At 39.6% G+C, this 20,727-nt stretch carries 16 protein-coding genes; 10 read left to right on the forward strand and 6 right to left on the reverse strand.

From position 1 onward, the window contains the following. Positions 1-137 precede the first annotated feature (137 nt). The 9 genes from JIG41_RS09340 to JIG41_RS09380 all read left to right on the forward strand — a co-directional run bounded on the left by JIG41_RS09340 (position 138) and on the right by JIG41_RS09380 (position 10,426). Positions 138-1,664, forward strand: a complete 1,527-nt coding sequence (locus JIG41_RS09340; RefSeq protein ID WP_075593518.1) for a tryptophan halogenase family protein — start codon at positions 138-140, stop codon at positions 1,662-1,664. A 9-nt stretch (positions 1,665-1,673) separates the two neighbouring features. Beyond that, positions 1,674-3,161, forward strand: a complete 1,488-nt coding sequence (locus JIG41_RS09345; RefSeq protein ID WP_199524607.1) for a tryptophan halogenase family protein — start codon at positions 1,674-1,676, stop codon at positions 3,159-3,161. 409 nt (positions 3,162-3,570) lie between these two features. Next, on the forward strand, positions 3,571-4,899 hold the full coding sequence (locus tag JIG41_RS09350) for a GH1 family beta-glucosidase (RefSeq protein ID WP_199524608.1): 1,329 nt from the start codon (positions 3,571-3,573) through the stop codon (positions 4,897-4,899). A 17-nt stretch (positions 4,900-4,916) separates the two neighbouring features. Next, positions 4,917-6,449, forward strand: coding sequence for an MFS transporter (locus JIG41_RS09355; RefSeq protein ID WP_036968049.1), 1,533 nt, complete (start codon positions 4,917-4,919; stop codon positions 6,447-6,449). A gap of 34 nt (positions 6,450-6,483) precedes the next feature. Beyond that, complete coding sequence (locus JIG41_RS09360) at positions 6,484-7,485, forward strand: LacI family DNA-binding transcriptional regulator (RefSeq protein ID WP_036968046.1); 1,002 nt, start codon at positions 6,484-6,486, stop codon at positions 7,483-7,485. Positions 7,486-7,595: 110 nt separating this feature from the next. Continuing rightward, a complete protein-coding gene (locus tag JIG41_RS09365) occupies positions 7,596-8,000 on the forward strand; it encodes a MerR family transcriptional regulator (RefSeq protein ID WP_065978471.1) in 405 nt (134 codons plus the stop codon). 152 nt (positions 8,001-8,152) lie between these two features. Then, positions 8,153-8,848 carry a DUF4336 domain-containing protein gene (locus JIG41_RS09370; RefSeq protein WP_075593515.1) on the forward strand — a complete coding sequence of 232 codons (696 nt, stop codon included), beginning with the start codon at positions 8,153-8,155 and terminating at the stop codon, positions 8,846-8,848. A gap of 166 nt (positions 8,849-9,014) precedes the next feature. Next, positions 9,015-9,356, forward strand: coding sequence for an NAD(P)H-dependent oxidoreductase (locus JIG41_RS09375; RefSeq protein WP_075593514.1), 342 nt, complete (start codon positions 9,015-9,017; stop codon positions 9,354-9,356). A gap of 413 nt (positions 9,357-9,769) precedes the next feature. Beyond that, entirely contained in the window at positions 9,770-10,426 is a 657-nt protein-coding gene (locus JIG41_RS09380) for a LysE family translocator (RefSeq protein WP_074989381.1), read from the forward strand. A 69-nt stretch (positions 10,427-10,495) separates the two neighbouring features. On the opposite strand, the gene JIG41_RS09385 is transcribed toward JIG41_RS09380, so the two are convergent. From JIG41_RS09385 to bla, 6 genes are all read right to left on the reverse strand, one after another. After that, positions 10,496-11,287, reverse strand: coding sequence for a LytTR family DNA-binding domain-containing protein (locus tag JIG41_RS09385; protein ID WP_199524609.1), 792 nt, complete (start codon positions 11,285-11,287; stop codon positions 10,496-10,498). Further along, a complete protein-coding gene (locus JIG41_RS09390; RefSeq protein ID WP_227006816.1) occupies positions 11,284-12,339 on the reverse strand; it encodes a sensor histidine kinase in 1,056 nt (351 codons plus the stop codon). The genes JIG41_RS09385 and JIG41_RS09390 overlap by 4 nt, the downstream gene beginning before the upstream one ends. A gap of 58 nt (positions 12,340-12,397) precedes the next feature. Continuing rightward, positions 12,398-14,929, reverse strand: a complete 2,532-nt coding sequence (locus tag JIG41_RS09395) for a glycoside hydrolase family 3 protein (protein ID WP_199524610.1) — start codon at positions 14,927-14,929, stop codon at positions 12,398-12,400. Between the two features lie 35 nt (positions 14,930-14,964). Beyond that, a complete protein-coding gene (locus JIG41_RS09400; protein WP_074989384.1) occupies positions 14,965-15,741 on the reverse strand; it encodes a family 16 glycosylhydrolase in 777 nt (258 codons plus the stop codon). Positions 15,742-15,801: 60 nt separating this feature from the next. Then, positions 15,802-18,492 carry a TonB-dependent receptor gene (locus JIG41_RS09405; protein WP_036968029.1) on the reverse strand — a complete coding sequence of 897 codons (2,691 nt, stop codon included), beginning with the start codon at positions 18,490-18,492 and terminating at the stop codon, positions 15,802-15,804. 263 nt (positions 18,493-18,755) lie between these two features. Continuing rightward, on the reverse strand, positions 18,756-19,511 hold the full coding sequence (gene bla / locus JIG41_RS09410) for a subclass B1 metallo-beta-lactamase (protein ID WP_081759712.1): 756 nt from the start codon (positions 19,509-19,511) through the stop codon (positions 18,756-18,758). Positions 19,512-19,799: 288 nt separating this feature from the next. Here bla and JIG41_RS09415 point away from each other — a divergent pair, with 288 nt between their 5' ends. Then, positions 19,800-20,708 carry an ABC transporter substrate-binding protein gene (locus JIG41_RS09415; RefSeq protein WP_036968026.1) on the forward strand — a complete coding sequence of 303 codons (909 nt, stop codon included), beginning with the start codon at positions 19,800-19,802 and terminating at the stop codon, positions 20,706-20,708. Positions 20,709-20,727 lie beyond the last annotated feature (19 nt).

The following is a 20,727-nucleotide window of genomic DNA, read 5'->3' on the forward strand; positions in this document are numbered from 1 at the left end:
CAGTGTGGACCGCTGGTTAATTATTGCTCATGGTAATGAGAATTAGCTTTGTTGTCAGAGGCATATTTAGCTGAACCCTTTTTATGCCCGCAAGCCGTTCCTTGTTTGGAGCGGCTTTTATTATTTAAAGTAATGCTATGAATACACACATAAATAACATAGTCATCGTGGGTGGTGGCGCCGCAGGTTGGTTAACAGCGGGATTACTGGCAAGCGAACACCCTGATAAAAACATAACGTTAATCGAGTCAGTTAATATTGGGATCTCTGGGGTTGGAGAAGGCACATGGCCGTCGATGCGAAACACACTGCAACGCATCGGTATTAAAGAAACTGACTTTTTACGTCATTGCGACGCCTCATTTAAACAAGGTTCTAAATTTATTAACTGGCAAACAGAATTAGAAGGCGATAATTACTATCACCCTTTTATGGTGCCTCAAGGCTATACCGAATGTGATATTCATGCGGCATGGCAATACCTATCCCCAGAGCATAAATACGCTGACACTGTAAACATGCAAAGCTTTGTTTGTCAGGCCGCTCTCGCCCCAAAGCAAGCCCAAACACCTGATTATGCAGCTGTTACAAATTATGGATACCACCTTGATGCACATAAGTTTGCTCACTTTTTAGCGCATCATTGTGTTAACAAGCTTAATGTAAAACACATTGTTGATGATGTACTGAATGCAAATAATGATAGTCATGGCTATATTCAAAGCGTAAATACGCTCAGTAACGCAGCTATTTCTGGGGATTTATTTATTGATTGCTCAGGTAGTGCAGGCTTATTAATTGCAAAGCACTACCAAATAGAGTACTTAAATCAGAATCACATTTTATTCAATAATTGCGCCGTCACGACCCACCTTCCCTATCAGGATCCACACGATAATATCGCGTCAGCAACGTTATCCACTGCGCAACAAGCAGGCTGGATATGGGATATTGGATTACCTACTCGACGGGGCATAGGGTACACATTCAGTGATAAATATTGTGACGAAGCAACGGCAATAAAGACCTTAAAACACTATGCAGAGCAATCTATTGGCTCCAAACTAGCGGAGCAACTTGATACTCGAACACTGCGCTTTACACCAGGATACAGAAAAGAGTTTTGGCATAAAAACTGTGTCGCTGTTGGTATGTCACAAGGCTTTATTGAGCCCTTGGAAGCGTCAGCTTTAGCGATGGTGGAGCTAAGTATTAGTATGCTAAGCGAGCAAATGCCGTCAAACCGCCAACATATGACTTTATTAAGCGCACGTTTTAATGAGCGCTTTAACTACCGCTGGCAAAAAGTCATCGAGTTCTTAAAACTCCATTATGTGCTTAGCAAACGCAATGATAGCCCATACTGGCTCGATAACCGCCAAACGAATACAATTCCAACCGCGTTACAGAAATTACTCGAATTATGGTGTTATCAACCGCCAAGTCGGTTTGACTTAATTGAAAATGAAGAAGTATTCCCTTCGGCTAGTTATCAATATGTGCTTTATGGCATGGGTTTTCACACCCGTTTACCCGCTCATATGAGCACAAAACAGCAAGAATTTGCGCAGCAACTGTGTAAGCTAAATCGAGAGCGGATTGGGCACTACTTAAAAAATTTACCTAGCAACCGCTTATTACTCCAACAACTATTAGCTAAGTAAGGGTTAAGAATGACAAATCACTTTACCAAACATGTCGTTATTGCTGGGGGCGGTACCGCCGGTTGGATGGCCGCAGCTGCGTTAGCTAAATTATTAGGCAATGAAATAACCATCACTTTAATTGAATCTGATGAAATTGGGACTGTCGGTGTCGGCGAGGCAACAATCCCCCCTATTCGTACCTTTCATAAGTTACTGGGTATAGATGAACAGCGCTTCATGACCCAAACACAGGCGACTTTTAAACTCGGGATCAGTTTTGAGAATTGGCACAAACCAAACAGTGACTATATTCACTCGTTTGGCATGACAGGCAAAGAGTGCTGGGCTGGCGAATTCCATCACTTTTGGTTACATGCTCAAAATCAAGGTGTTAAAGATGATTTTGGCGACTATTGTTACGAATTGCAGGCTGCAAAACACGGAAAATTTGGCTTCAACAAGCAAAACCCAATCAACTATGCCTTTCATTTGGATGCCAATCGCTATGCCTTATTTTTACGAGATTTTGCTGAACAACACAGCGTAAAACGCATAGAAGGAAAGATAGAGCACATCAACAAATCTGCAACGAATGGCTTCATTGAAAGTGTCACTTTAAAAAATGGCACCACCGTTTCGGGGGATTTTTTTATTGATTGCACTGGCTTTAAAGGGTTACTTATAGAGCAAGCCTTGCATACAGGCTTTGAAGACTGGTCACACTTATTACCGTGTGATAGCGCTGTCGCTGTACAAACAACAGGCTCAGATGAAATTCTCCCTTATACACGCTCAATCGCACACCAATCGGGCTGGCAGTGGCAAATACCATTACAAAACCGTACAGGTAATGGCTTAGTGTATTGCAGTCGCTATTTGACTGACGCGGATGCCACACACCTATTACTCAACAATATTAGTGGCGAGATTTTAACAGAACCAAAAGTCATAAAATTTAAAACGGGGCGTCGTCTAAAAGGCTGGAATAAAAACTGCCTCGCTCTGGGTCTCGCAAGTGGCTTTTTAGAGCCTCTCGAGTCAACCAGTATTCACCTTATTATGACCGGTATAATCCGCTTTATACGATTATTCCCGTTCACCCATATCAGCCAACATGCAATTGATGAATACAACAAACAATTAAAATCTGAACTCGAGAGCATTCGTGATTTTATCGTGCTGCACTACAGTGTAACCGACCGAGACGATAGTGAATTTTGGCGTCATTGCAAAACAATGGAGATCACTCAAACACTCAGCCATAAAATTGCATTATTTAAACAAACAGGGCGCGTTTTTTTAGATGACGGTGACATATTTCGCGTTGATTCATGGGTGCAGGTAATGCTTGGTCAAGGAATAAAGCCACAGCAATATCATCATGTAGCCAGCTTAATGAGTGAACAAGAATTAATGCAGTTTTTACACGGTATTAAACAGCAAATAGCACATCGCCTTGCGCAATTGCCTAACCATAAAGAGTTTGTAAGTAAGTATTGCTCACAGAACAATTAGTGTATTGACTGATTGCCATGCACTATTTAGGCTTATTTCGCATAGAGTCTGTATGCTGTGTCAGTACTCATACCTCGTTAAATATGTTTGGTAAGTATACGCGTTTTATAAGGTCATACTATTACAGCGAGTGTCAACAGAGATGTGGAATTATTAATCGTTTTTTCTTTTATAAAGCAAGCAGTAACACTTGCTTTATTGTTTTTTAAAATGCAAAAAACACCGTATTAAACCCGTTATTAAAATAAACTATTGACCATAACCAAATTAGTCTCTAACCTAAATATGGAAGCGCTACCATAAACACCCAGTATTTTGCGTGTTTTTTTTGAAAAAACATGGAAGCGCTTTCAGTAGAAAAGAATTAGTCACCATTTAACTTGCAATTGTTCACCAAAGGTTTCTTTAAATGACTCAGCTCACGTTACCAAAAAACTCACCTATGCTTAGCAAAGACTTTATCTATGGCGTCGCTACGGCTTCGTTTCAAATTGAAGGTTCTGCGGATAAGCGCCTCCCCTGCATCTGGGACACTTTTTGCGCAACCCCGGGGAAAATCGCCGATAATTCGAATGGTGAACGTGCGTGTGAACATGTCATAAAATGGCGTGAAGATATTGCTCTCATTGACTCTTTGGGAGTGGATGCTTATCGCCTCTCAATTTCTTGGCCACGAGTCATAACCTTAGACGGCACTTTAAATCATGATGGTGTAAAGTTTTATACCGATATACTAGATGAGTTAGCACGTCGTAATATAAAAGCCTTTGTGACGCTTTACCATTGGGATTTACCGCAACACTTGGAAGACAAAGGGGGATGGTTAAATCGAGAAACCGCCTTTGAATTTGAACGCTATGTTGATTTAATAAGTAAAGCATTTGGTAATAAGGTTTATTCATATGCGACATTGAATGAACCTTTCTGTAGTTCATACTTAGGCTATGAAATTGGTGTTCATGCTCCTGGAATAAAAGGCCGTGAATTTGGCCGAAAAGCAGCGCATCACCTATTACTTGCCCATGGATTAGCCATGAAGGTTCTGAATAAAAATAGCCCACACGCGCTCAATGGAATTGTACTTAACTTCACCCCTTGTTACCCGGTTACTCAAAGTGATGCCGATTTAGCTGCCACAGCATTTGCTGATGACTATATAAATCAATGGTACATGAAACCGGTAATGACCGGAGCGTACCCTGACATTATAGAGCAGTTACCTGAGGCTCATAAACCTGACATATTACCAGGGGATATGGAAACAATTGTTCAACCACTTGATTTTTTGGGTGTCAATTTTTACACGCGATTACACTATCAAGCGAGCGAAACTGATTATTATGAAGAAATGCCTCACCAAGCACCAATGACCGATATTGGCTGGGAGATATACCCAAAAGCGCTCACTGAATTATTAGTATCGCTGCATGAAAAATACCAGCTACCTCCTGTTTTTATTACTGAAAATGGGGCAGCTATGGATGACAAGATGATTAATTCAGAGGTTCATGATCAAGATAGAATTGATTATTATAATAGCCATCTAAACGCTGTGAACGACGCAATGGAGCAAGGTGTTACTGTCTCGGGGTATTTTGCATGGAGCTTAATGGATAATTTTGAATGGGCAGAAGGATACTCAAAACGTTTCGGTATTGTTTATGTCGACTATGTAACCCAGCAACGTGTTATTAAAGACAGTGGCAACGCATACAGTCACTTAATTAAAAACCGCTAATAATAAAGATACCAATAATGATAAAAAACACTCTGCCCTTACATGAAAAAATAGGCTACGCAATGGGTGATGCGGGCGCCAACTTAGTGTGGCGTGGCGCATTAGCCTACTTAGCCGTTTTTTATACTGACACATTTGGTATTTCAGCGTCTGCCGCTGCCCTCCTTTTTCTAGTCGTACGTTTATCCGATGGTGTCACTGATATCATTATGGGAATGATAGCTGACCGCACGCAAACGCGATTAGGAAAATTTCGTCCTTGGATTTTGTGGTCGACGCCTTTTTTAGCGTTATTTATGGTACTGTGCTTTACCACCCCCAACATTAGCCCAGTCGCAAAACTAATATACGCCTACTTTACTTATATCGGACTCACATTAGCTTACACAGTAAGTAATGTCCCTTATTCAGCTTTAATGGGAGTCATGACAGGGGATGACCTAGAGCGGGCAAAACTCTCTGGATTCCGTTTTGCTGGAGCATTCACTGGTGGACTATTAGTAATGGGTTTTTTGCCGGATTTAGTTGCTTACTTTGGCCAAGGAAACAGTGCGCAAGGTTATCAATACACTATGTATTTATTCGCTGCTTTACTCACAATACTCATGCTGATCACCTTTGCCAGTACGAAAGAGCGCGTTCAACCCGCTTTAAAAAAACAGACCTCATTAAAATATGAGTTATTAGATTTAAGTAAGAGCTTACCTTTTATAGTGCTTCCATTATTAGCAACTACGTTGTTTTTTTATTATCGTGAACTTTATTCAGGCCTTTTCTTTGCAGTAACAATGGGCTTAATGACAATTGTCATTCGTAAATTGCTGTCTCAAGATCACAGTAAACTCAGTGGCTCTCAGCAGGATATGGTGGACTTATTAACCAATAAACCTTGGCTTATATTATTAGGCATGGGCTTTTTAACCATGATGTTTAATGGCATAAAGTACGGTGTGATTGCCTATTACTTTAAATATTATGTGGGTAATGAGCTGATGGCCGGACAATATTTTATTGCCTTGTTAGTTGTCTCTATCTTTGGGGCTTTACTAACGGGGAAGCTGGCTGAAATATTTGGAAAACGCACTTTATTTATTCTTTCATTAATTCTAAGCGCCCTGTTTACAATTGCCTTTTTCTGGCTACCAAGTGACAACATCCCGCTGATCTTTGCTCTTGGTTGTAGTGCCGAATTCTTTGCAGCCATGATGCCTACCCTGTTTTTCTCGATGCTCGGTGATAGTGCTGATTATTCTGAGTGGAAAAATAACCGCCGTGCTACTGGCCTTATTTATTCTGCAGGTACATTTGTGCAAAAGACAGGCGGTGGATTCGCCGGTGCGCTTGTTTTAGTCGTACTCGCGGGCTACGGCTATAACGGTATGGATGAAACAACAATCGCTCAATCTTTAGAAGGTATGAAATTGCTTATGAGCTGGTTACCCGCAGCGTTTGCACTTTTAGCGGCCGCACTCATGCTCTTATATCCATTAACCACTGAGATGACAGAAAAAATTACAGAAGACTTGGCAATTAGACGTGCAAGTCTGTAAATTAATCTACAAAGGTATTTATTAAATTATCATTATGGCAACTATTTATCAGGTCTCTGAGCTTGCAGGTGTTTCTCTTTCAACCGTCTCTCGCGTGTTGAATGAAAACGACTATGTAAGTAAAAAAACAAAACAAAAAGTGCTTGATGCAATGAAACAGCTAGGCTATCAGCCTAACTCTATTGCTCGTTCTCTTGCTTCAAACTGTTCAAATAGTGTTGGCGTGTTAGTCTCAGAGCTCGACGGTCCGTTCTTTGGAGAAATGATGTCTGCCATTGAAGCCCAACTAAGAGCGGCAGGTAAGCATGTCATAATCACGCCGGGGCACAGTGAAGAAGACAAAGAAAAAAATGGTTTAGAATTTTTGATCTCTCGAAACTGTGACGCCATTATTGCCCATGTTGAGGCTGTTACTGATGATTATTTAGTTGAGCTAAATAAAGGAAAAACCCCTATTTTCTTAATCAGCCGATATGTTGAGCAAATGAAAGAAAACTGCATAAGCCTTGATAATGTCATGGGAGGCTATTTAGCAACCAAGCACCTACTAGACTTAGGGCACCGCGATATAACTTACATAGCAGGGCCCTTGTTTAAACCAGATGCAGCGGACCGTCTGACAGGGCATAAAAAGGCTCTCAACGAATACAATATCCATTTTGATGAGCAATCTCTGTACGTTGGCGATTTTAAGGAAACGGGCGGATACAATGGTTTAAAGCATTTTTTTGAAAACAAAAAGCAATTTACTGCCATCGTGTGTGCTAATGACGAAATGGCGTCGGGCGTGATGAAATGTGCGCGAGAACATAATTTTGAACTTCCTAAAGATCTCGCAATTATTGGCTTCGATAATGTTCATTTTACAAGTTATTTGTACCCTACTCTCACGACGATTGACAATCCCGTTGAACAAATGGGGAAAATGGCCGCTAATTTAGTTTTAAGAGATATTTATAAACAAAATCGTGCCGATATAGAACATATCTTTTCGCCCAATCTTATGATGCGAGACTCAACGCCAAGGTCAAATTAACGGTAACCCCTTGAGAGTATTATCTAATATAAATAAGTAGAGCGTTGACAACGTCTTCGTTTCTACTTGTTACATTCAACTAATATCTAAATATGATAAAGGAGATGTTGGTGTTTATTGGTGAAGTATCAAAGAAGACACAATTAACTGTCAAAACAATCCGATTTTATGAAGAAAAAGGTCTAATACCAGTACCTCTAAGACAAGGAAAGTACCGTGTCTACACAGACGATCACGTTGAAATATTAAAGCTAATTTCTGAAGCTAAAACCCTAGGCGTCACATTGTCTGAACTTAAGGGATTAATTAAATTTAAAGATTCAAAGGCTAACTGGTCAGAAATTAGTGAGTTTTTAGTGATACTAAAAGAACGTCTAACAGAGCAAATAAACGCAACCGCAGCAAAAATTGCCAAAATAGATTCATGTATCAGTATAATCAATCAGCAAACACCTCTTGACTCTCCCCTTAACGAGAGAGTGTATGATGGACAAAAGGTCGCGATAACGAAATAAATCAAACCATTTTAAACAAACTGCTTATCCGTTTACTAATCGGTTAGTTTTTGAATTGGTATGTTTTTGAATAGATAAATTCGCTTTGTAGTCCACTCTTTCAGGCCCTTGCCTGCGTTGTTTATAAGTGATTTCTAACTATAAGGAATGACATGGAAAATTTAGCAAAAAACCTTTGGATCTTTAATGGCAAAAGTGTCACGTTTTTAGGCTTACCCTTTTCTACGCGTATGACCATAATCAAGCTTTCAAATAATGAGTTGTGGGTACACAGTCCTATCGAATTAACAGAGGCTTTGCAGCAGCAAGTAGATAGCTTAGGAAAAGTAACGTTTTTAATTGCACCTAACCACCTTCATCATTTGTTTTTACCACAATGGATAGATGCATACAGCGACGCTAAAGTTTATGGCACGCAAGAGCTTATAAAGAAACGCAATGACATTTCATTCAACGCATCATTAAATAATGAAACGTCATACCCTTGGTCACACGACATTGCACAGATATTATTCACCGGTTCAGCATTAATGGAGGAATGTGTCTTCTTTCATAAGCAATCTAACACCCTAATAGTCACCGATTTGGTTGAAAACTTTTCGGGTAACGATTTTAACTTTTGGCAAAAATGGCTGGCTAAAGGCGCAGGTATTTTAGCGCCAAAGGGAAAAACGCCGATAGACTGGCGCTTAAGCTTTATGTTTAATAAAACACAAGCGAGTAAACATATTAGAAAGATATTTGCCTGGGAGGCAGATATGCTAATTATGGCGCATGGTGAAATAATTAAGAAAGACGCAACAGACTTTTTGCGACAATCTTTTAACTGGTTGGTAAAAAATAAATAACCGCAGCTACCCGTAATGTAATTTTACCAAGACCCCATACAAGTACATTAATATTTCACATTATAAATATTTGCTAATAAACACTCTTTATGATGAAAGCCTATTGACTCTCCACCACAGGGGAGACTTTAAAATAACAATTATTTTCTACCCATGAGAGGTAATTGTGAAAAATATTATATTAGTAAATGGCAATCCTAAAAAGAACAGCTTTTCATCGAGTATTACTGATAAATATGCACAGGCAGCACGCAAGTCCGCGAACATTCGTATTTTTAATCTACCCGAAATGGATTTTGATCCAAATTTAGTGTGTGGTTATGATGATGACCAACCGCTTGCGCCATGTTTAAAGGAATTTAGCAAATCTCTTCATTGGGCTTATTTGAACGCGCATTTTTACCTGGCTCAACTTTTAAATTTTAAAATAGCAACTTACTCGCGACTCAACTCCTCAAAGGGAAAACTGCAAGAGTCATTCTTACAATGGACACACCCGCAGAGCTAGCTGCAGAATACGCTCAGTCATATTATCTCACGATGCCCAAAAACAACACTGGCTTAATGATATTATAAAACGGGGTTCACACTGTGACTAAAGGCTTATATTAAAAAATACAGGCTATTATACTCTATGTTTAGCGTTGCTCTTATGAGGGAGCCCTGCGATGGCACGAAATCCAAAACAGTCAGTTGGAGTCATTCAATAAGTGAAGTAATCAGCTCATTACTAAAAGCGGGATTAAGTATAGAAGCATGCGATGAATACCCTTTCAGCCCTTATGATTGCTTTGATGGCCTAGAATATATTCCCCACGCTGGTTATCAACTATTACATAACGGGCAACAGGTTCCATTGGTTTTTTCAATCAAAGCTCGTAAGCGCTAATTAAATCTAGGTAATTTTTAACAGAGGTATATATGGATATAAGTTTACTGAGTATTTTTATTTCTGTGGCACTAGCTCATTTCCTTGCTTTACTCAGCCCAGGGCCAGATTTCGTGCTGGTAGTGAAAAGTGCACTAAAAGGAAACCAAAAGAACGCTATTGGCGTCGCCCTCGGAATTGCGATAGCAAATGCAGTTTATATAGGGTTATGTTTGATTGGTGTTGGGGCAATTTTATCAACGTCTGTTGGCTTAATGATCGCACTTAAAGTGATTGGTGGGCTGTTTTTAATGTATATCGCTTTTCACGCGTTGAAAGCACCTAAGAGCGCTTACAATAATGTTGTTATCGCAGCTCACAGCTCGGTTGCGTTTTCGTTCACCTGCTTTTGTAAAGAGTTTGCGACTGGATTCCTCTCAGGCATTCTTAATCCAAAAAACCTCTTATTTTATCTGAGCTTGTTTACGGTCGCGCTTACTCCTGAGGTTAGCATTACCTTTAAGGTGATTTTAGGTGTGTGGATGACCCTGATTGTTTTTATATGGGATGTTGCCATTATTTACATGCTATCCAAACAAAGAGTCAGGGAAAAATTTGTTAAAGCGTCTTATTTTATAGATAAAGTTACAGGTGCTGTTCTCGGTGTGATTGGTTTTAATATTGTAAAATCAGTATGGTCAAAACAGTAATGTGATAAGTATTAATCATCGTTGCTGCCACTCGCAATATACGCAGTGTCAGCAACTATTATCACGTCATTATTTAAATAAGCCCTTTAGATGTTTACTATAAGTACGGCTTACTTTTAGTGTTTTTCCGTTGTGTAGTGTTGCCATGTACTCAGAGTTACGCAAGGGATCAAGCTGTTTTACATACTCTAGATTGATGATCGTCGATTTATGAATTCTCAAGAATGCCTCTGGCAAGGTATTGCTTTCAAGCTCTTTTAGTCTGGCTCGCATTACATAGGTTTCCGTTTCTGTGTGAACACACATGTAGTCACCCGCCGCATCAATCCATAGAATATCTGCAAAAGGTATTATTTGAATTGGGCTTTTTGCATCTCTAATAACCAAGTTTTCATCGTCAAACTTATAATCTGACTGCGCTGATTTTTCAAATGTTGATTCTTCTGCTTTGTCTATTTCTTGTTGTACTTCTATTAATTCACTTTTTTGGTATAGCTTTACATTATTAACCACTCTGTCTATGGCCTCTGCTAGCCTAGTGAGTTTGACTGGTTTTAATAAGTAATCAATTGCCCTGACTTCAAAAGCCCGCACTGCATGTTGATGAAATGCAGTGACAAAAATAACAGCAGGACAGGTTTCAGGTTGAAAATGTTTTATTAATTCAAAGCCAGACTTTGATGGCATTTCAATATCTAAGAAAATTAAATCTATTTCATGTTCATTCAGAAACTGAATTGCGTCATCCACACTGCTTGCACTGCCTATGACGTTAATCTCAGCAAATTCTTCTAACCTAATACGTAGGCCTTCAATTGCACTATACTCGTCGTCAACTAATAACGTTTTTAACTGAATCATTTAATAAGACCATTAATTGGCAATGTCATACATACCCAAGCTCCACCAGATGAATGATTGCCTTTTTCTATCCGCTGAGCTTTACCATAAATTAATTTCAAACGTTGCTCGCAGTTTGCCAAGCCTATTCCACGTTTAGTGCTCTCATTATGTGTGAAGCCTTTGCCGGTGTCTGAAACCTTTATTATTAGGGTGTTTTTACTCTTTTCAATTACGATTGTTATAGCCATTGTTTTATCAGCTGCCATACCGTGCTTGAGTGCATTTTCAACTAATGGCTGAATTAGCATAGAGGGAATAAGTAGCTCACTACACCCTTCTTCAACTGAGATATTGACAGATAGTTTATCTGCAAAACGACACTTCTCGATGTCTAAATATGTACGAAGAATAGCGATTTCTTCTTTAATTGTGACTTTTTCAAGCGGGTCGGTATACAAACTGTGTCGCAATAAATCACATAACTTTTCAAGCATTTTAACGGCTTCTAAGCTTTCCTTTTTTAGGATTAATGTACAAATCGCATTGATACTATTAAACATAAAATGAGGATTAAGCTGGTAACGAAGCATTTTTAGCTGGGACTCTTTTGCTAAATGTGTTGCCTCAGCCGCTTTTTGTGTTTGTTCTAAGTTATCTAAATAAATCTTAATACCATAATAAAAGGCAGTCCATGTCGACAACATTGTCAATGAGGCGGATGTCCAAGTACCAAAATCAAACCAGCTCATTGGCAGCCAAAAGTTACCATAGAACCATTGTAAAGTGACCCACTTTATTTGGGTCCAAATTAAGGTTGCAGAGATAACGACCACGATATGCAATGCAACTTTTAACTTAAATTCGAGTAAACTAAGATAGGTGAAAACCTTTCTTAGAAAAAGAGTAATTAAAAAGCCAAAGCACGTATCAATTATCAGGTGAGGGATGTGAATAGCCCATGGTTCATTACTGGGAACTTTGATCATGAGTTCGGTCAGAATCGCGTAAACTAGCCAACCGCAAATTTGAAATAACCAAAATAACTGGCTACGAGGGTTCGATGTATTCAAATCATTTATCCAAAAAGCAAAGCAGTCGGGCTATCAACCCCACTGCTTTGCTCCAAATTTAATTACTGCATTTTACCACAACAGCATCACTGTTAGGTTTAATCGTTAAACCAATGTCTGCGAAGGCGATACTCGCTTCGTTTGCTTCAACTTTCAAAACCTCAGTTATCGCTTTCGACTCAGTACCCTCAACGTTACAGCTTAACGGTATTGCTAAGGTATGCCATTTTTTATCACTCAGTATCGCATCAAATGAAGAAAAACTAACCTTCCTTAAACACTGTTTCTGAGAACACATAACCTGTAAATCAGTATGTTCACCGGGTGACTTATTAATTCGCATCTTCAGTGTTAAATAACCTGACTGATACATCTCACTCATTTTTTCTGGTTTTTGATACGCTAAAGCAAATGTCGCTTTATCTGTTCCAGAACGCCAAATAAATTGTCGCGCATCTTCTTGATAAGATAAATTCACCGATTGCATCAACAAACTCATACCATCAGTACTTGTAGCCGATGAATTTTTGGTAATGACTTTATCAGTTTGGCCAGCTTGAAGACTCCACACTAAGTTGTCAGATAAACTTCTTACAAACAACGCTTTCGAATCTGTACTTGCCACTTTCCTCGGTGTCGTTTTTTCGGTTAACACAGGTAAGTTAACCGTATCATCGTATGTTAAACCATAACCATACTCAAATAATGGTTGGTAATTTTCGTCGCCAATATTTAACGAATATTGGTCATCATATTTTGGCCAAGAAAAACTCAATTTCCCTGTGAAATCATACTGAATAGCGCCTTTTTCATTGGTTAATAAAATATCAGCAATACCTTCACCTTCTGACCCCGGTAACCACGCAGCCACAAAAGCATCTGATGCATTCAGCTCTTTATTTACCCAAAGTGGACGACCCGTTAAAAATACAGTAACAACTGGAATACCTTTTGCCTTAAGTGTCTTCAATAATGCTAAATCTTTTTTGGTTTCATATTGATATTCTAGGTACTCAATGTCACCAAACCATTCGGCATAAGGTTCTTCACCGATTACGACAATCGCAACATCAGGCTTAACAGAATAATCACCAAATTCAGCAAACTCAACGTCACCACCCGCCTTTTCAATTTGTGATTTTAGACCCGCAAAGATAGAGGTTGCATTGGGGAAGTCATCATTGGTGTTGTCCGTTCCCTGCCATGAGACACTCCATCCACCAGCTTGCTTAGCAATATTGTCAGCACCGTTTCCGGCAACGAGAACGCGACTTTTAGCATTAATTGGCAGTACATTATTGTTATTTTTAAGTAGTACAAGAGATTTTCGCACTGCCTCTCGAGCTAACTCTCGATGTGGTTGAGCACCTAACCATTCAGGGTGTTGCGACTCAGGTCGTAATGAAGGTTTACCTTTTGCAAACACTCCCCATCTAATTTTAGCTCTCAGAAAACGTCTAACCGCATCATTTATTCTAGCCTCTGGTATCACACCTTCTTTCGCTTGCTTAACCGTATTATGATAAAAAGCTTCAAAGTGTTCAGGCACCATTATGACATCAACACCCGCATTTATGGCAGCAGCACATTGCTCAAGATCGCACCCTTCAACAAATTTATGCGCATTCCAGTCGCTAACAACAAAGCCATCAAAGCCCATTTGATTTTTCAGTACCTCTGTTAATAAATACTTATCACCGTGGACGCGTTGACCATTCCAACTATTAAAAGAGGCCATGACCGACTGCACCCCCTCATTAATGGCTGAAAAATAGCCCGGACTATGAATTACTTTTAATCCTTGCTCGTCGATAATGGTGTTGCCACGGTCTATACCGCGCTCTGTACCACCGTCACCAACAAAGTGTTTGGCTGTTGCAATTCGCTTGGTATTTTTCAAAAAGTCGTTGCCGATTTCTCCTTGGATACCAATCACCATCTCTGCAGCATACTCTTTTACTAAATCTGGATTTTCTGAATAACTTTCATACGTTCTCCCCCAACGGTCATCTCTTACTACAGCAACGGTTGGTGCAAAGCTCCATTCAATTCCTGTTGCTGCAACTTCTTTAGCTGTCGCTTGACCGATTCGCTTAATCAAATCAGTATCTCTAGCTGCGCCAAGTCCAATATTATGTGGAAACAACGTTGCGCCATAAACATTACTGTGGCCATGCATGGCATCGGTACCCCAAATAGTCGGAATAGCAATACCATCGACAGAAGCGTCCATTGAAGCGAGATACATCTCATCAGCGTACTTTAACCACATGTCCATTGATGCACGTTTATTGCCATAAGGGGCCGTGTTCCCACCATTTAAATATGAACCGAAGCCATATTTACGCATTTGCTCAACCGTTAAATAGCCAATCTCTGGCTGAACCATTTGTGCTACTTTTTGCTCAATTGTCATCGTGGCTAGCAGTTTATCTATATGCTTTTCAACTGCAGGATCGCGTTTTAGTTTCGTATTAACATTTGGCCATTTTACACTGCCCGTTTCTACACCATACGACAATGGGCTATGAACAACACCGGTTAAAAAGAGTGGGCAAAACAGTAACTTTAAAAATTTAAATTTAGACATCAAAAACCTATAAAAACAATTAATTACAGAGAAAATCAACGCGGTATGTATTCAATGAAATCGTAATATACCCAAGATGAAGCGCCATAATATTGACCTGGGAAATAATTTGCTTCGACAGAATTATCACCATGCCAATGATTAATCATAATTTTGCTATTATCGACGGGCCACGCGTAAGCTGGAATTTCATTCTCTGCTAAATGACCATCTCCGTTTTCTTTATACACCGTTCGGATCGTTTGCTCATGGCCATTGGCATCGAATAAATACCAGCGAATAGCGTTGCTTGACCAATCAAAGCCAATAGTCAGCAAGTTTTCTCGGTAATCTAGCCCATACTGACTTAAGTCAATATCCTTTTCCCAACTTTGGTATTGACCACCTTGCGGTTGGTAAATCACATTTGTATGAACAACATTACCTAACGAAGGAAGCAATTCAATATCAATTTCTTGCCACGCTCGGCCAGGGCTATCCCACCACGATGTATAGGTAAAAATTGATGAAACAGTGCCCGCCACGTTGCCAGATTTTAATCTTCCCTGAACTTTACCGTACCCATAAAAATGGTTGCTTTGTAGTTCTGAACATGAGCCTTGTGCTAATGACAACGTTAAACCATGCTCACTGGGATTTAGTAAATCAGTTTTAAATGCGCAACCAAAAGGTGTGCCATTACTGCCAGTACGTGCAGTCCAAACAGAGCTATCATATCCCCATGAAAAATTATCTTTAAAATAATTAGCATTCGCGTGGGTAGCGACTAAAGTTGTGCAGCCCAATAATGCACTAAGAAACAGTTTTTTCATTGTTATGCCTTAAATAATTTGGCTCCCATATTAAAAATATGGGAGCGTAAAATAGAGGGGTTAGAATGAAAATCCAGCTCTTACACCATAATACCTAGGCATGCCAAAGCTGCCCTTAGGAATACCCTTGCTGGTATTGTTCCAGTATTGAATCGTCTCATCAGATGCATTATTGATGAACATTTCTGCATACCAGTTTTTCTCTTTTGGCTCATATTTTAAAGAGGCATTGTATACAGCAAAGGCATCGCGGCTATCGTCTATGTATTTAGTCGCTTCGTCTGAAACTGCAAAGTCCATATCATCCAAATGCTTATCGAGATTCCACACGGTGGTATACGCTTTATCTTTCCAGCTGGCATTAAACCAACCATGAATAAATCCATATTCGCCCAGATCAAAGGTATGTGTATAACTAATGTTAGCCGTGTATTTTGGCGTCATTGCTAAGTTATTACCTCTAAGGTTAGTCGTTAGCAATGTATTTTCAGGGTCTTTAGATTCTTCATAAGAAATATTAAACAAATACTCAGAATCATAATCCCATTTAGTGTGCCAATCTTCCGTAATTTTTGCCTCAGTCCAGGTCACATAACCAGTAATTCGCCCATTTGGATAGGGTTTCCAGTCAAATTCAAACTCAAGACCTTTAATCGTAGAGCCCGGAACGTTTTGAGTATAATAAGCAATTACAGGCTGATTCTGATAATCAAGAATTGGCTGACCATCTTCACCGATTACAGGTGCCCCATCCTCATCTTCAACAACAGACAAGCGCTCAACATTACCAATTGATCCCACTGACGCATATTGCATATCTGTATAATCTGTATAGAAAAATGCTGCTTTTAGGTTCAATGAATTATCAAAAAAGCTAGACTTTGCGCCGAATTCCCAGGTCAGCACTTCTTCGGGATCAAATTTTGTTTCAAACCGAGTTACTTCACCCGTTCTATCATTAACCACTTCGTAAACATCACCAATACCACCCGCTTTAAATCCGCTTGCAAGGTAGGCATAGAGCATTGTTTCTTCGGAGATGTCATAATCTAAGCCGACACGAAAATCATGATGCTGCCAACTTCCTTTATTGTCGTTTTCAAAGTACGACGCATAAATAGACGGATCTTCATAATAATCGACAGGTTGATTGTTAAGCTCTGTTCTATTTAACCAACCAACAGCACAGCCATCAGCATTTGAACAACGATAGGTACGACCGCCTTTATCCTGCTTCGTTTCATCACTAAAGCGATAACCAAATGTCGCATGCAACTTTTCAGTTAATTTATAAGTGCCTTGGCCAAACAAAGCATACGCATCTGTTGAACGGTCTGGCTGGTCCCAAAATGCTTTATCATCCATTGGATTATCGTAATAACCAACTGTGGTTGTTTTTTCATGAAAATAATTGGCACCCACAATCCAAATAAAGTCGCCGTATTCATCTGATTGCAGTTGTAATTCTGTAGAAAATGATTCTGCTCCGGTGCCATCTAGGAAATAAGTAGCGCCATCCCAAGGGTCTAAACCAACTTCGCTATCTTGTGCTGAAGACCTTTCCATATCTTCATATCCCACTAACCACACCAGATCATATTGATCATTTATGGTGTAGTTAAAGGTATTACGAAGGTATGTTATGTCTAGATTCAACTTTCCTGGCACATTAACTACGGCTTGATACGTGTTATCACTCGGTAGGAAATTCGTACAATCACCTCCCATTTCAGCGGGTCTTCCACGTAACTTATCGCAGTTAACTAAATCAAGGTTATTATTACTATCGTTTACATATTTTTGGAAAACGGTGTGGTTTGAAAAATTGCCATCCAACGGCTCCCAAAGTGTACTTATACGGAAGGAATATTCATCTGCATTATTATAAAAATCACTTTTATCTGCAGCTGTTAACTGACGAACTTTTTGAGCCTCAGGATCGGTTCCTGCGCCATCAATCCACCAGTTTTCTCTTTGTGTCACTGTTTGTCCAACACCTTGGTATGAATCTTCAGAGATTACAGGGGCATTTAAAACCTCATCAGAAAGTCGGCGCGTGTCATATTGGTTAGGGTCATAGTAACCCTCAAGGTAAGAGTCACGCTTTAGGCCTTTCGCTGAAAAACGAACTGCAAACTCTTCAGTTACTGGAATATTGATAAGGCCATCAATACTGCGGCTATTAAACTTGCCCGCTTCAATATTCAACTGCCCATATTGGTTTTCAAATTCAGGCTTGGCGGAAATCACATTGATACTTCCCACTGTCGAGTTTCGGCCAAATAAAGTACCTTGTGGTCCACGAAGCGCCTCAACACGGTCAATATCATACATCAGCGCAAGCGCACCTTGCATTCTTGGTGAATAAATACCATCTAAATGAACACCAACAGCAGGGTCCCCTAACTCAGTTAAGTTAGTTGAACGCACGCCTCGCATTGAAATAACAGGAGCAGATTGATCCGTTGCTGTAGAAATATCTAAGCTAGGCACCAAGTTCGCTATATCCTTTATGTTATTTACACCATTTTTTTTAAGCTCAGCCTCTGTAAGTGCAGTGATGGCCACCGGTGTTTCCATCAATTTGGTTTTACGTTTTGTTGCCGTTACTGAGATAATTTCTAACCCACTATTCTGCTGTTCAACGTCTTTAGATTTTGAATCTTGCTGATCATTATTCTGTGCATATACCGGTAATGAGCATGCTAATGCGACAGCGATAGCAACAGCTTTTTTATTTATTGTGTGCATATTCGACCTTTTTAATGTGTGTTCTAGTGTTAAAGTCTTTACGTTTAATTAACAGTATCTAAAGGAGCATTTTTCATTACTAGTCAAATTCGGCAAAGCGAGTTTCAAACAATACAAAGCGAGACTGGATTCAGATAAAAGAGGGTTAGCGACAGAATTTAGGTTTTCTAACGCGTAAAAAAAGGAGATAAACGGGGGCCATTGGGCTTTTAATCATTGCGAAATATTCCTAACAATTTTATTAAAAACCCAACGTTTTGACGTTACTTAAGTTGATTGAGAATGAGTTTTTCGGTGTGGCTCAATAAGTCAAACCCGCCTATTTCACCGTGTCCGGGAACCACTATTCGTAATTTTTTGTAATCATTCTTCAACTGCTGAGTAATTTTTAGCCATGAATGAATATCTCCATGGGCCATATTCCCTACAGAGTTAGACTGTAATGCACGAACCGCACAGCCTGCGTATAAGATACGTTTATCTGGTAACCACACCATTATATTATCCATCGCATGACCGGGGCCTGGGAAAAACACATTCAATGAGCCAAATTTCACCTGTGCACCGACTGTTGCAAGTTCGGTTATCACATTGTTTGGCACAGCAGTCCCTTGCTCTATTGTCAATTGCTGCGTCAAAGGGTGAGAATACACTTTAATACCACGCGCTTCTAATACATCAACCCCTGAAGCTCGGTCTGCATGTGCATGAGTGACAAGTGCCCTGGTTATCGGCAAGTTTATTTCTGTGTTAATGACGCTTAATAACTGTTGTGTTTGTAACTCTCCCCACGCCGTGTCAATCAGGGTTAAACTTTGCCCCTCCCTGACAATCAAACCATTCGAAGGGAATGTTGTCCCGTTAGGATAAACATAAAAAGAGGTATGCAACCAAACGCCTTCATCTATTTTCGTGATAAAGACTTCATTCTCAGCGTGTATATTCGCTAAACTACTTTGAGTAAAGACACCGAAAACAACAAAAAATAATACACCCAATATCCTTTTAAATATCATCATAATTCCTAATCTTCTTGACGTTATAATATTATAATTTTTTACGTGATCGTTTTGTACCAAAAACAACGCTAATTTTAAGAGTGGACTCAATTTACTCGATACGAATGCTCGCCCTAGTTCAGCCTCTGATAGCAGTGATTAAAAACGGGTGCATCGGCCCTTTATTCCCTGCTTTTAATTCTGCCAACTCGTTTAAGCGTATATTCTATTTACACGGTTACTTTTCGATGTTGTATATTTGCAACAAGAGGCTAAGCTTTATATACATAACAAATGCTTAGAAAAAATATGAAATTATTAGTAATGCTCTTTTTTTTCTTCTCTACTCAAGTGGTTGCAATGCTTACACCCGTGACCTATGAAAAAGATGGAGAAGTCATTACCAAAAATGCGGTACGCTACAAAGACGGCTATGGTTACAACGTAAATGCCGAACATGTATTAAGGCTTGTTACGCTTGATTGGCCACCCTATATCGATGAACACCTATGTAACAAAGGCTGGCTTTACCAGTTTACAATTCAATCTTTGCTTAAAAAAGGCTATGGCGTCTATATCGGCTTCTACCCATGGGCACGGGCAGTGAGGGAGGCAGAGCTTGGCAAAGCAGACATCCTTTTTCCTGAATACTTTATTGAAAGCACGGTTATTTCAGATAACTTTTTAGACAAGACACGCAACGAGTTATTAGCTCTCAGCCAACCGATTCCTGGTGGGGATCTCTCATTTGTTGCCTTGAAAGGAAACCAAATTCGTTTTAATGGCGACCTAAACTCTGTTAAAGACCAGGTGATTGGCGTTGTCAGATCTTACAAAAACACTCAGCAACTTGATGAAATGATTGATAATAAACAAATTGACACCATCGTTGCAAACAATGAGTACCAACTTATCCACCTACTACTAAGCAATCGCGTTAGTCTCATTGTTGCAGATCTTGAAGTGCTTAAAGCCAGTGTTTATAAATCAGAGTTATCGATTAATGGCAAAAGACAAATCATTGAATCATTGGTTGCGCTTGAACCAAAACTTGAATATAAGCCCCTCTATTTTTCTATTAGTAAATCAACACCGCACTGGCAAAAAGTACTGAAAGATTTAAATGACGAGATCAAGCAAAAACGACAAAGCGGCCAATTTGAAAACTTCATTAAAAAGATGAAACAGCAATGCTATGGAGTCGAAAAAGCGGCATGAATGCCGCTTATTGAGATAT

Origin of the sequence: Pseudoalteromonas sp. bablab_jr011, from assembly GCF_016464045.1 — a bacterium.
GTDB lineage: Bacteria > Pseudomonadota > Gammaproteobacteria > Enterobacterales > Alteromonadaceae > Pseudoalteromonas > Pseudoalteromonas lipolytica.